We start from the raw sequence: 12,932 nt of genomic DNA, 5'->3' as shown, positions 1-12,932 counted from the left end.
AGTCCCCAAGGCGCGTAATGCTTCTCGCTTCTGGGACGCCGGTGGATTACGCTCACGACGTTCTGTCTGCTGTGCCTGTCTTCACACTGCTCGGGGAGGATCCGGGGCGACCGCCCGGATTTGATGAAGAGCGCTCTCGCGTGCGGGGATCGGCGGGCAGACGACCTGATGATGGATTGGAAACTGAATGAACCTCCGCAGAACCACCGCGGGTGCCGCGTTGGTCATCGGCGCGATGACCATCGGTCTCGGGACCGCGCATGCCGAACCGGTCGCCGCTCCGGCCGACCCCGGCATCAACTACTCCGTCAAGCTGGTCGACAAGACGGTCGTCGCGTCGCTCAAGGGGGGAACCTTCTCGGTCACCGAGAAGGACGGCGCCACCGCCGATGACCCGAAGGTCTCGATCGCCAACGTGCGCGACGGCCAGGGCAACACCCTCGTTTCCTTCCCGCTCGACGTGGACGTCGACGGCAAGCTCGTCCCGGTCAAGACCGAGGTGAAGAAGGACGGAACGGTTCTCGAGGTCACCCCGCAGAAGCCCGCCGACCTGGTCGTCACCGACAAGCCGGTCGTCGCCAAGCCGTCCGTCGCCCAGGACATCGCCTCGCCGATCGAGAACCAGCGCGCGCAGAACGAGTTCGCGAGCAACTTCGGCATCGCGACCGCGATCGGCGGCTTCGTCGGCACGGCCATCGGCGCCACCATCGGCTGCATCCTGACCCTGCCCGCGTTCTGCTTCCCCGGCCTGGTGGCCGGCGCCGGCATCGGCGGCATCCTCGGCACCATCGCGGTCGGCGGCCCGACCCTGATCGCCGCGGGTCTCGAGCTGCTCAACACCTTCCAGGCTCCCGACGGCACCACCAAGTGGGCCGACAAGCCGCTGCCGGCCAAGTAAGCACGACCGGCCAGCACAACTTCGACAGCCGGGCCCGCCTCTCTCCGGAGAGGCGGGCCCGTCGTCGTTTCAGGCGGGAAGTTCCATGGTGCCGCTGAACGACACCGCGCCTTTGGGCCAGCCGAACCGCCCGAAGGTCCGCTCCGCCATCTCGAATGTGCCATCCTCGCGCACCAGCAGTACCGTGCTCGCCCGCGTCCCGTGCGTGACGTCCGCGATGAAGCGGGACGACAGCTTGCGCTCCATCAGGCGCGGCACGCCCGTGTCCGGCAGCTCCTCGTCCGCGGCCCGCGTGCGATCGGCCAGCACTGCGAAGTAGTCGTCGACGGCGGCGGGATCGGACTCGATCACCGCCCGCAGCTCGGTCACACCGCACCGCACCTTGGGCCAGACGCGCTGTGGGGCGGTCGAATCCGTCTCTGCGAGGGTCAACCCTGCCGAACTCACGAACGTGCCGTTGGAGAGGCCGTGGAAGCCCGGCGTGAGTTCCCTCGGCGGCGCGGCGCTGCGGTTGGAGTGCCACCACAGCGATTCCAGGTCCGAGACCACCAGGTTGTAGCCGTTGTAGCGGTCCGGCGCGGCGGCGATGTCGAGCACGTACTTCTCCGGGTCGGGGAAGTCGAGGCCGGGGTGCCGGTCCGAGGCGCCGCGCAGGAAGTCCATCAGCAGCGCGCCGCGGGAACGAGCGTCGGCGCGTTCGTCCCCGGGGGCCCGCACGTTGGTGATCGTCGCGAACCTGTTGTGGCCCTTGTCTGTTCGGCGCAGTCCGAGCCAGGTGCCGGGCGGGTCACCCGCCGCCTTGTTCTTCGCCCCCTGATCCCGGCCGGCGAGCAGGCCGGGCACCTCCGGCCACCACCGCATGGACTCGGTCGCCCGGGTGTAGAACTCGTCGCGGTTGGCCGCGACGATCAATCGATACTCCGGATGCGCCCGCCAGCCGATCAACACCAAACACATGCGGTCCAGAATGCCGGAACAACGGCGCGCGCAGCACCGCATCGATGACTGGAACGCGGTGGGAATCCCGGTGCGGACAGCGAAAAGGCCGGCAGCGCAACGCCGCCGGCCTTCTCGAACACGGAACTAGCTGGTGCGGATCCGCAGCCCCGGGTTGTCCGAGAGCACCACGCTCACCGGCTGCGCGAACAACTGCGGCGCATTGCCGGTCAGCGCGCCGATCAGGTTGGGGATCTCGCAGATCGGGTAGTCGGCCACCGACGAGGCGCTGGAGATGCCGAGGGCGAGCCTGCCGGTCACGATCGGGCCGCCGCTGTCGCCGGGCAGCGCGCAGATGTTGGCCGAGAACGCCTGGGTGAGCTCACGCTCGCCGACCTGCACGGTCTGATCGACCGCGTTGACGACGCCGCAGCTGAAGCCCGTCCGCGAACCGGACTTGCAGACCGGCGCGCCGACGACCGGGGTCGCGACGCCCTCGACGCGCACCGACGCGCCGCCGGGCACCCGAACCTCGTTGTTGCCGAAGCGATCCCGCGCCTGGTCGGCGATGCGCACGATGGAGTAGTCCTGTGCGCCGAGCACCGACTTCTCGAACCGGCCGAGCTCGTTGCCGAGCCGGTCGCCCTTGAGCTCGTGCACGCGTGCGGCGTTGTCGTTGCCGGCCGACGGGATGTCCGGGTTGCAGTGGCCCGCCGTGACATTCACGATGTTGCCGTTGCGGTCGGTGCCGTTGAAGCCGAGCGAGCAGCGCAGCGACATGCGCCCGGCGACCGAGGCGTACCCGTCGCCGCCGGCCAGCACGCCGTTCGAGGCGCCCGCGATCTCGGTGGCCTGCAGGGTGGTCTGCTCACCGGCCACGGGCGGAGCCATCACGATGACCCGGGCCGGGTCGATGAAGTTCGGCATCGGCAGGCCCGGCTTGTCGACGCGCACCGCGATGCTGTTGTTGACCGTGTCGATCACGACGCCACGCACCAGCGCCGACACCGCCTCGGGCTGCCCGTCGAGCCAGCGCTGGAAGGCGCTCTTCTCACCACGCAGCTCCGACTCGCTCTTCGCGACGTTGCGGACCTCGAAACCCGCTGACTCCGCGGCCTTTCGGGCCTCGTCGGCGCCGGGACCCTTGGCCAGCGCCACGACCGCCTTGCCGCCGTCGTCGAGCCACGAACCGGCGAAGACCGCCGGGAACTGCCGCTGCGCGGTGGTGGCGAACGCGGCCACCTGCTGGGCCACGTCCGCGCGGTGCAGGTACTCCTCCGGGGAGATCTTCAGATCGCGGGCGAGCGCGGTGACCAGTTCGGCGGGCAGACTCGGGGCCGGATCCGGTTCCGCCGTCGCTACTGCCGCCGTAGGCCCGAACAGCAGTATCGCCGCCGAAGCGGCGATCACTGTTTTTCGGATCGGGGTCTGTCGCGCAGCTGATCGGAGATGACCTATACGTGGCAGGAGCATGCCCAGACTATATGGGCTTCCGGCCGGTATGCCTACTTATAACGGCGCGCTGCCCCGTCGATAGGCACTTTTCTCCGGTATGTCGATCGACACACTGCTCGACGGCGCTCACCCGGCGTTGGGACGGGTCCGCACCGTGATGCCGCTGCCGACGCCGCCGCCCGAGGAGGCGTCGATATCGGCCAGGATCGGACGGATCGGAATGCCGAGGCTCGCGGTGCCGCCGTACTGCGCCAATGCGATATTCGCCTCGTTGCAGTCCGGCGCCTCGGCCGCGTTCGAGCCGCTGGTGATGCCCAGCGCGAGGGTGCCGGACACGATCGCGCCGCCGCTGTCGCCGCCGAGCGTGCAGGCCGAGCTCGCGAAGCCGCGCACGATCTTGCTCTCGCCCTCCGCGGTGTACAGCTGGGTCTCCACCCGATCGGCCACCACGAAGCCGCACGTGAAGGTGGACGACTGCCCCGACTTGCACACCGGCGCGCCGGTGATGGGGTCGGCGGTGCCGGTGATGGCGATCGTGGTCCCGTTGGCGCCGCGCACGGTCGGCTGGTCCATGCCCGCGCGCACCGCGCGGTCGTTCAGCTTGATGACCGAGTAGTCCAGCGCGCTCTGCCCGCCGAGCTTGGCCTGGACGAACGAGCCGAGCTCGGGGCTGTTCGGGATGTCCTTGACGTTCGGGAAGTAGACGCTGGCCTCTTGGTTGCCCTTGTCGACGTTCGGATCGCAGTGTCCCGCGCTGATATTCAGCGCGTTGCCCGCCGCGTCCACGCTGTTGAAGCCGAAGGAGCACACGTCGACGCCCTTGAGCGAGGCGTCGTGCAGCGAGATCGGGGCGCTGATGTAGGTGTCGCCGCCCATCGGCCGCCGCTCGATCGCGCCGCCGCTGCCGGGCGAGAGGATGACCTTGATGTTGGCGATCAGGGTCGGCAGGTTGAGCAGGTGACCGGCGGGGGTGTTGGCGACGCTGAGCACGAGCTGGCTGTTGAGGAAGTCGACCGCGACCGAGTTGATGGCGCTGGAGATCTCGCGCGGCAGGCTGGTGATCCACTGATTCAGTTGCACCAGTGAGCCTTCCAGCCCGTCCGCGGACACGGGGGCGAGCCGGGTCTGGTAGCCGTCGGCCGCGGCGATCTTGGCCGCGTCCAGCGAGGTGACCGCGACGACGGGCTTGCCGTCGTTGCCGATCCAGGCGCCGGCGAAGGACTCCGGGCGCTCCGAGCGGAAATCGTGGGCGTACTCGCGCAGCTGCTGAGCGCGGGCCGCGCGGTCCAGGTACTCGGTCGGGGTCATCTTCAGATCGCGCGCGATCGCCTGCACCAGTTCCTGCGGAAGGGCATCGGCATTCAGCTGGGTCGGTGTCGCCGGCGCCGCCGAGGCGGTGGTCGTGCAGAGCAAGGGTGCGAGGAAAACGGTCGAAGCGAGGGCGACAGCTTTGACCGTGGCGCGGCGCGCCACCAACTTGCGCATGAAATCCCTTCGTTGGCACGCACGTGCCAGCTCAATCCGCGGCAACGGCCCTGGAATCCGTTGGCTCACAGTCGTCCTCCAGCAACAGACCGGGGGCCGGTAATTCATCCGACAACACCGGTCAGCGGATCACTTTAGGGCACAAACCGGGGAAGGGCCTTACTAATCACCGACTGCCCGGTATCTCCAGGCCCGGGATCGACGGAATCTGCGGCAGCGTACCGAACGGGGGCGTGGTGGTCGTCGGCCTGGTGCGCGTCGTCGGGCTCGGCGTCGTGGTCGGCGGCTCGGTGGTCGGCGGCGGTGGCGGCGGGGGAGCGGTCGTCTCCGGCGGCTGCGTCGTCGTGATGATCACCGGTGGCTCGGTGGTCGTCGGCGTCGCCGGAACGGTCGGGAAGTTGACCGGCGGCGCGGGCGGCGGGGTCGGACTCACCGACACCTGATCGGACTTGGCGTCGCGCATCGGCGGCACCGGCGTCGGGTCGTCCTCGCGGAACAGCACGGCCACCGCGAAGCCGCCGAGCACCAGCCCGATCAGCGCCGCGGCGCCGATGAGCAGCGGGAGCTGCCTGCGAATCTTGGCAGGCTCCGCCTTGCGCGCCGGCTCCTCCGGCGTCGCGGGCTCCTCGACGGGCACCACCGGCTCGGCCATCGGGATGGCGGCCGAATAGGCCTGCGGCTGCGGCTCGGACACCGGCACGGCGGGGATGATGACGGTGTCGACCGTCGAGTTCTCGGCGTGGCTCGGATCGGGCGGGGTGCTGCCCGCGGGCGTGGAGAGCACCGCGGCCAGCGCGGCGCGGGCGGCGTCGTAGGCGTAGGTGCTGCCCGGCGCGTCCGCCTCCACGCTCGGCAGGTCGGCCTCGCTGACCAGCAGCACGGAGCGCAGGCCGAGATAGTCCAGCGCGTCCCGCAGCGCCTGCACGTACTCGCGCGGCCAGTCGCCGGGGTGGGTCGCGTAGAACTCGGCCGGGCCGTTGAGGTGATCGGCGGTGAGGTTGATCAGGCAGAACAGCGCGGTCGCGACCAGGTCCTCGGCCCGGTAGGCCTCGCCGTCGTCGACCGAGATGCCCGCGGGGTCGCCGACCGAGCCGGCGAAGCCGGTGATCGCGTGCGCGTTCTCGTCCGGCGGCGGGCCGCCGAGCGTGGCGTCGCCGTCGTCGGACATGTACAGCAGCGACTCGCGAACGATGAACAACGGTTCTTCGTCGCCGTCGGTGACGATCGCCGCCGTGCACTCGTCCTCGGCGATGCGTAGGCCCACCCCTGTGGCCATCCTCAGTACCTCGCTTCGGCGTCCCGGCTGACGAATCCGCACCCTGTCACACCAGTAGGGAGCCGTGTCCCATGGCGCGGAGCATCGACAATAGCTCCGATCGGGACCGAGCACCGATCCGGCGCCGGATGCGGGCGACATGATGCTCCACCGTCTTGGCGGAAATGTACAGGCGGGCGCCTATTTCGCGGTAGGTCAGGCCGAGCAGCACCAGTTCGGCGACCTCGCGTTCGCGCTCGCTGAGGATCGCCGCGGGCTCGCCGACCGCCGGGTCGGGCGCGGGCCGGGCGCCGTTCGACGGCGGCTGCGTCGCGGTGGGCGGCAGGATCGGGTCCTGCGGCTTGGCGTCGGCGCGGACCGTGCGGGCCAGCTTGAGCAGCGCGGTCGCGGTCACCGAGTCGGTCGCGGCGAGGGCGGCCTCGCTGGCGAGCCGGGCGGCGTCCCAGGTCATGCCGATCTCGCTCAGTCCGGCGACGGCCGCCTCGACCGGCGCGGCCGAGACCTCGCCGCGCAGGACGAGCACCCAGGTGCGGCCCGCGTCGGCGAGCACGGCGGCGTGCCGATCGCCCGCCTCGGCCGCGGTCTTCAGCGGTTTCGCGTGCGGCAGGAGCTCCTGCGGGCTCTCGTGCAGGATCGCGGCCTGCACGCCGTACCAGTGGAAGGCGTTCGCCCAGGCCGACGGCTCGTTCGAGCCGCGAAGCAAGGCCAGCGCGGAGTCGACCAGCGGCGCGATGCGGCCCTCGTCGCGCAGCCGGATGCCGGCCAGCCACAGCTCGCCGATCGGGAGCAGCGCGAGCAGATCGGCCTCCACGTCGTCGAACATGAGGTAGGCCGCCTGCCAGGCCCGCGAGAGCGCGGCGTGATCGCCGGTGCGCCTGGCCAACCCGACCGCGACGCCGTGCGCGAGCAGGCGGTCGCGGACGTCGAGCGAGTCGTGGTCGAGCGTGGCGACGATCGCGGCGGCGGCGCGTTCGTCCCCGCCGAGCATGGCCGTCCAGGCCGCGAGCACCTGTAGCTGATGGCAGCGCAGGCCGCTGGCCGTGGCCCGGCGCAGCGCGTCGCCCGCGCGGCGCGGCTCGCCGGTGCCAAGGCACAGCAGCGTCGCGATGGACACGGCCGTGCAGGGCAGGAAACGGTCGACGCCGGAGTCGGCGTGCGCGGCCTGCACGAGCGCGGAGACGGCGGCGGCCGTGCCGTTCCCGGAAATCCTTGGCGTGGGGCCGTTTCCGTCGCGGCCGCCGAGCGATCCGGCCAGCGCCGTGGCGATCAGGCGGGCGTGCGCGTTGGACTCGGTCGGCGGCCACTGCGTCGCCGAGGCGGACATCTCCGCGGCCCCGGACACGTCCCCGGCCAGCGAGAGCACCGTCGCCCCGATGGCCCAGTCCGCGCCGACGCGCTGCGCGCCGAGCCACGAATACAGTTGGGCCGCACGGGCGACCAGACCGCGCCGGGTCAGCGCCGCGGCGCAGATCCGCACCGCGTCGGCCAGTTCCGCGCTGGACACCTCGGAGCGGGCCAGCACCGGCTCGGCCAGGCGCATGGCCGTCTCGCCGTCGCCGTTGCGCCCGGCCGCCTCGGCCCAGCGCAGCGCGATCTGATCGAGGTCGGCGCCGGCCGCCGCGGCCGCCGCGTAGTAGCGCACCGCCTCACGTCCGGCCTTTTCCGCAGTGGCAGACAGGAATTCGGCCAGCCGGGGATCGCGGACGCCGGACTCGGCGAGCAGCAGCGCGGTGTGGTCGCGCAGCAGCCCCGCGTCCAGCCGCGCGCCGAGCAGCCTGCGCTGGACCGCGACGAACCTGCGGTCGCCGAGCAGCGTGCGCAGCGGCCCGACGGCCGGGGTGAGCAGCAGGTCCGCGTCCGTGACCAGCGCGCTCGCCCTGGCCCGATCGATGAGTTGTTGCGCGACAGCGGGTTCCACGCCGAGCACCTCGGTGAGCTCGCTGGCGTCCAAGCCCGCGCCGGTGGTGGCGACGACGAGCGTCTCCAGCAGGTCCGGCGCCAGATCGTCCAGCAGGGAGCGGGCCCAGGCGGCGACGGCCGCGTCCACGGCGCCGATGCCCGCGTCGAGCCGGGCCGAGCAGGCCGCGCTCAGCGCGGCGACCACGCCGCCGCGGATGCCGTCGGTCTGGCGGTGGATGTGCTGAGACACCTGGCGCGGCACCATCATGCCGAGTTCCCTGGCGAAGGGGGCGATGTCGGCCACGCCGAGCGCGCGCAGTTCTACCACTCGACCGCGCCGGGCGATCGTGTCGGCCAGCGCGCGCAGGCCGGGGTCGTGCGGGCGCGGCTGGGCGGCGACTATCACCGTGCGCTGGCCGGATTCGACGGTGGTGCAGAGGAATTCGAGGTCGGTGTGGCTGAGGGTGTGGGCGTTGTCGATGATCAGCGCCGGGCGTGGGTCGCTAGTGCGAGTGCGGGATCCGTTGCCGGTGGCGCGGACTTCGGCACCCGAGTGCGTGATCCCATCGCTCGAGTGCGCGGCTGTGAGTACGCGTCCATCGCCTGCGCGCGCGGCTGCGTTGCCCGTGGGCACCGCGTCTGCGCCCATGGCGTCCTGGAGGGGTACGCCGCGGGCGCGTAACCGGGTACGAATCTCGTTGAGCAGGGTCGATTTACCGGTTTGCGAGCGGCCGCGGATGAGGTAGACGGCCGGCTCGTGATCGGCCGACTCCAGTTCCCGGAGAATCTCGCGTGCGGACGGCAGGGTGTCGAACGCGATGTCAGCCACCGTTTCCTCCGAGAATCTGGCCGGGGGCACGCAGCACGGTGCCGACGGTGTTGCCGACGCTGTCGATCGGGTCCTTCAGGACACCCGTCGGCAGGCCCGGGGCCTGCGGTGGGACCGGTGGGGCGGGGTTGTTACCCGGCGCGGGGTTATTACCCGGCGCGGGCCCGGGATTCGGGGCGGGCTGCTGGGGCTGTGGGGCCGGTTGCGCCGCACCGGGTTCCGCGGGCGGCGCGGCGGGCTGGTCGGCGGGCTGACTGCTCACCACGGCGACCGTTGTCGCGGCGGGGGAACCCGGTTGTCCCGCCTCGGTTTTCGGGCGGTTCACGGCGGCGGTCGCCGAATCCGTCGCGGCCACCGGTGCGTTGGGGTCGCCCGCCTGCGGACCGGTGGTCGCGGCGATCTCGGCGGCGTGCGCCGGGGACGAATGCTCGGTCGAGGTCGGTGCCGGGCCGGACTGGGCGCCGGTGCCGATCGCGACGGTGCCGGTGGCCAGCAACCCGAGCACCACCGCGGCGCCCGCGACGATGGCCGCGCGCTGCCTGCCGCTGAATCGCGGTTTACGGGGTGGATCGGTGCTCGGTAGCGGCGAAACCGCCACCGAGGGAAGCTCTTTCGTTGTCGGCGCGGGCGGCGCCTGCAACGGCTCGGGGGCGGCGGAGGCCAAGTCCGCGGCCAGCGCGGCGGCTCCGCGCGCGCTGGTGGCGGCGGGGTCGGGGGCCGCGACCACCGGCAGGCCGAACTCGGAGGAGATCAGCTCGGCGACCAGGGGGATCGCGCCGCCGCCGCCGGTGAGCAGCACGCGGCCGAGGTCGCCGATGCCGAGCCCGGCCCGGTGCACAGCGTCGCGGATCAGGTCGATGGAGTTCAGCAGGGGCCCGCGCAGCAGGTCTTCGAGTTCGCCGCGCACCAGCCGGACATTGCCGCTGTGTGTGTCCGCCGGATTCAACGGCGCGCGAACGACGGTCGCGGTATTTATGGAGAGCTCTTCTTTGGCCGTTCTGCAGCGCTCGCGCAAAGCCGACAATTCCCGTTCGACCGCGGGATCGTACGGGTCGAAATCATTTGCGAGCGTGGCGTTTGCCAGCACGTAGCGCATGGTCAGCAGATCGAATTCCGCGCCGGCGATGTCCGTGGTCCGCAGCGGTGTGCCGAGCACACTCGCGCGATCGCCGGTGCGCACGACGGAGACGGTGAGGCCGGTGGCGCCGAGGTCGTACACCAGCACCGCGCCGTCGCCGAGCGGGCCGTGCGTGGACTCGAGCCAGCGCAGCGCCGCGACCGGCTCCGGCACCAGGGTCACCTCGCGCAGGCCGGCCCGATCGAGGGCGGCGCGCTGGATGTCGACGGTGTGCGCGGACCACCAGGCCGGGTGGCAGGCCACGGTCGATCCGTATTCCTTTGCCCGCGAGTCGATCTCGTCCATCAGGCAGGCGACGGCCGAGGCGACGAGGTCGGCGGCCGAATGCGCCGAGCCGTCCTCGGCGAGCATGTCCACCGGATCGCCGACCCTGGCGAGGAAACCCTCGACCAGCACGTCGCTGGAGTGCCGCCCGGTCGCCCGCGCCGCCGTGCCGAAGGTGGGCGGCGCGTCGGCCGCCAACCGCAGCACGCTGGGATGGGTGACAACGCCGTCGCCCGTTGCCGCCACGGCGACCGAATTCGACGCTCCGACAGTGATGCCGAGCGCCAGACGCTGTGTCATTCGTGAACCCCGTTCGAAAAACTCTGTGGTCCGGTGTCGCTGCTGTGTAGTCCGAGTGCGGCAGGCGGTACGAGCGCGCCGACGCACTCGTTGTTTCGGTTGCTGGCCGTCCGCCGTTACCGCCCCCGGGGAAGTTCCGGGGAAATTCCCCTAATACGACGGGTGCCCCTAAGGGCGAGCCCGGGTGAGTTGTGGGGGTCGGCCCCGTTACGCGTAACGAGTGGCGGCCCTAGCGTGAAATGCATTCCAACGACGCGGATCGCGGAGGTCCGCCGGCTCTCAGGAGATTTTCTGATGACACCCAACGCGATTCTCGAGTTCATCCTCAACCTGCTGCGCGATCACGAAGCGGCGGTGGGTTACTGCGCGAATCCGACGCAGGCGCTGGTGGCGGCGGGTTTGCCCGCCGTCACCCCGGAGGACATCGCCGCCGTCGCCCCGATGGTCGCCGAGTCGGCCCTGGTCGCGGGCGGCTCCCAGCTCTCGGCGATCGTCGCGGCGGGCGCGCAGACCGGTGCCGCCGCCGTGCTCGGCGCCGCGGGCACCGTCGGTGCCGCCGCCGCGGCCGAGGCGGGATTGAACGTCGGGGCCGACCTCGGCATCGACCTCGGTGGTCAGGTCGGGACGGGTATCGACCTCAACGCGGGGCTCGACACCGCTGTCGACACGGGCCTGCAGGTCGGCGCGGAACTCGGCGCCGGTCTGTCCACCGGGCTCGGTGCCGTCGCCGATATCGGCGCGAATCTGTCGGCCGCGGTCGGCGGTGCGCTCGGCGCGGCCGGGCAGGCCGTGACCGGAATCGGCGCGAACGTGCAGGGCGCCGTGGATGCGGGGCTGCACGCCGCGACCGGCCTCGAGACCAGTCTGTCCGCGGGCCTCGGTGGTGCGCTCGGCGCGGTGGGGCAGGTTACGACCGGGATCACCACCGGCCTCGATGCCGCGATCGGCGCGGGCACCCAGGTCGGCGGGGATCTCGGTGCGGGATTGCAGGGTGCCGTGCAGGCGGTGACCGGCGTGACCGCCGGGCTCGATGCCGCCGTCGGCGCCGGTGCCGACCTCGGTGCCGGTCTGTCCACAGGTCTGCAAGGCGCGGTGGATGCCGGAGCCCAGTTGGCGGGCGGGCTCGGTGGCGGGTTGTCCACAACCATTGGCGGCGTGGCGAATTCGGCGACGCAGGTGACGGCCGGATTGGAGACCGGCTTGACCGGTGGGCTTGGTGCGGGTGCCGATCTCGGTGCCGGCCTGAGCTCGGCGGTCGGTGCGGGCGCGCAGCTCGGCACCGGCCTGGAGACGGGGCTTTCCGGTAGCGCGGACGCGATCCTCGGCGCGGGCGCCCAGCTCGGCGCCGACCTCGGCACCGGCTTGGGGACGACTGTGGATAGTTCGATCAATGCGGGTGCGCAGGTCGGTTCGGGCCTGGAGACCGGGTTGTCCACAGGTCTCGGTGGTGCGCTCGATGCCGGCGCGCACGCGGCGACGGGGTTGGAAGCGGGGTTGTCCACAGGACTTGGTGCGGTTGCGAATGCCGGTGCTGGTGTGGGCGGCGGACTTTCGGCTGGTCTCGACAGCGCAGCCGGTGTTGGTGCGCAGGTCGGAGGGGGTCTGGAGACCGGTATCGGTGGCGTCATCGACGCGGGCGGGCACGTCGGTTCGGGGCTGGGGACGGAATTGTCCACAGGTCTTGGTGGTGCGCTCGATGCTGGCGCGCATGCGGCGACGGGGTTGGAAGCGGGGTTGTCCACAGGACTTGGTGCGGCGGCGAATGCCGGTGCTGGTGTGGGCGGCGGACTTTCGGCTGGTCTTGACAGCGCGGCCGGTGTTGGTGCGCAGGTCGGAGGGGGTCTGGAGACCGGTATCGGTGGTGTCGTCGACGCGGGTGGGCACGTCGGTTCGGGCCTGGAGACCGGGTTGTCCACAGGAATTGGCGGCGCACTCGATGCGGGAGCGCACGCGGTGACCGGTTTGGAAGCTGGGTTGTCCACAGGGCTCGGAGCGGCGACGAATGCCGGTGGCGCACTTTCCGTGGGTCTCGACGGTGCACTGGACGCGGGCGGGCACGTCGGCTCGGGTCTGGAGACCGGACTGTCGACCGGACTCGGCACGGCCGCTGGGCTCGGTGGGAGTTTGTCCACAGGGCTCAATGGAGCAGTGGATAGTGCAGCGAGCCTTGGCGGTTCGCTCGGCAGTGCCGCGCATGGGGCTGTGGATGCCGGTGCGAATCTCGGCGGTGTGGTGGAGGCTGGTGCGGGACTTGGTAGTTCACTCGGTGGTGTAGTGGATGCTGGTGCGGGCGTCGGCGGAACGATCGGTAGTGCGGTGGATGCGGGTGCGGGTCTCGGTGGTTCGCTCTCCGGCACGGCGCAGGGTGCTGTGGATACCGGTGCGGGACTCGGTGGTTCGCTCGGCAGCGTGACCCACGGTGTTGCGGATGCGGGTGCGGGTCTTGGCGGTT

8 protein-coding genes are annotated in these 12,932 nt (G+C 71.3%); 2 read left to right on the top strand and 6 right to left on the bottom strand.

Annotated elements, in window-relative coordinates; genetic code table 11:
* Positions 1–187: 187 nt before the first annotated feature.
* Positions 188–898, top strand: a complete 711-nt coding sequence (locus tag ON39_RS31720) for a DUF8020 domain-containing protein (protein ID WP_040739741.1) — start codon at positions 188–190, stop codon at positions 896–898.
* Positions 899–967: 69 nt separating this feature from the next.
* Here the strand turns inward: ON39_RS31720 and ON39_RS31715 are convergent, their stop codons facing one another.
* The 6 genes from ON39_RS31715 to ON39_RS31690 all read right to left on the bottom strand — a co-directional run bounded on the left by ON39_RS31715 (position 968) and on the right by ON39_RS31690 (position 10,480).
* The gene (locus tag ON39_RS31715) at positions 968–1,855 is read right to left on the bottom strand and encodes an NRDE family protein (RefSeq protein WP_040739740.1); all 888 of its coding nucleotides are present in this window, start codon (positions 1,853–1,855) and stop codon (positions 968–970) included.
* Between the two features lie 126 nt (positions 1,856–1,981).
* Positions 1,982–3,307: a S1 family peptidase gene (locus ON39_RS31710; protein ID WP_051187384.1), complete on the bottom strand. Its 1,326-nt coding sequence runs from the start codon at positions 3,305–3,307 to the stop codon at positions 1,982–1,984.
* Between the two features lie 108 nt (positions 3,308–3,415).
* Entirely contained in the window at positions 3,416–4,774 is a 1,359-nt protein-coding gene (locus ON39_RS31705; protein WP_040739739.1) for a S1 family peptidase, read from the bottom strand.
* Positions 4,775–4,940: 166 nt separating this feature from the next.
* Positions 4,941–6,050, bottom strand: coding sequence for a hypothetical protein (locus ON39_RS31700; protein WP_040739738.1), 1,110 nt, complete (start codon positions 6,048–6,050; stop codon positions 4,941–4,943).
* Positions 6,051–6,096: 46 nt separating this feature from the next.
* On the bottom strand, positions 6,097–8,778 hold the full coding sequence (locus tag ON39_RS31695; RefSeq protein ID WP_051187391.1) for a LuxR C-terminal-related transcriptional regulator: 2,682 nt from the start codon (positions 8,776–8,778) through the stop codon (positions 6,097–6,099).
* Entirely contained in the window at positions 8,771–10,480 is a 1,710-nt protein-coding gene (locus ON39_RS31690; protein ID WP_051187383.1) for an Hsp70 family protein, read from the bottom strand. Before ON39_RS31690 ends, ON39_RS31695 begins: the two co-directional genes overlap by 8 nt.
* Positions 10,481–10,774: 294 nt before the next feature.
* On the opposite strand from ON39_RS31690, the gene ON39_RS49125 reads away from it, so the two are divergent.
* On the top strand, positions 10,775–12,932 hold a 2,158-nt coding region (locus ON39_RS49125), incomplete at its 3' end, for an IniB N-terminal domain-containing protein (RefSeq protein WP_157195537.1).

Source organism: Nocardia tenerifensis NBRC 101015, assembly GCF_000308715.1.
Lineage (GTDB): Bacteria > Actinomycetota > Actinomycetes > Mycobacteriales > Mycobacteriaceae > Nocardia > Nocardia tenerifensis.
The sequence above is the reverse complement of the archived record's forward strand: the minus strand, read 5'-3'. Positions and strand labels throughout refer to the sequence as shown.

Bases quoted from the DNA above. Each gene is read 5' to 3' on its own strand.
- ON39_RS31715 (WP_040739740.1), bottom strand. From the start codon at position 1,855: ATGTGTTTGGTGTTGATCGGCTGGCGGGCGCATCCGGAGTATCGATTG.
- ON39_RS31720 (WP_040739741.1), top strand. From the start codon at position 188: ATGAACCTCCGCAGAACCACCGCGGGTGCCGCGTTGGTCATCGGCGCG.
- ON39_RS31690 (WP_051187383.1), bottom strand. From the start codon at position 10,480: ATGACACAGCGTCTGGCGCTCGGCATCACTGTCGGAGCGTCGAATTCG.
- ON39_RS31710 (WP_051187384.1), bottom strand. From the start codon at position 3,307: ATGCTCCTGCCACGTATAGGTCATCTCCGATCAGCTGCGCGACAGACC.
- ON39_RS31705 (WP_040739739.1), bottom strand. From the start codon at position 4,774: ATGCGCAAGTTGGTGGCGCGCCGCGCCACGGTCAAAGCTGTCGCCCTC.
- ON39_RS31700 (WP_040739738.1), bottom strand. From the start codon at position 6,050: ATGGCCACAGGGGTGGGCCTACGCATCGCCGAGGACGAGTGCACGGCG.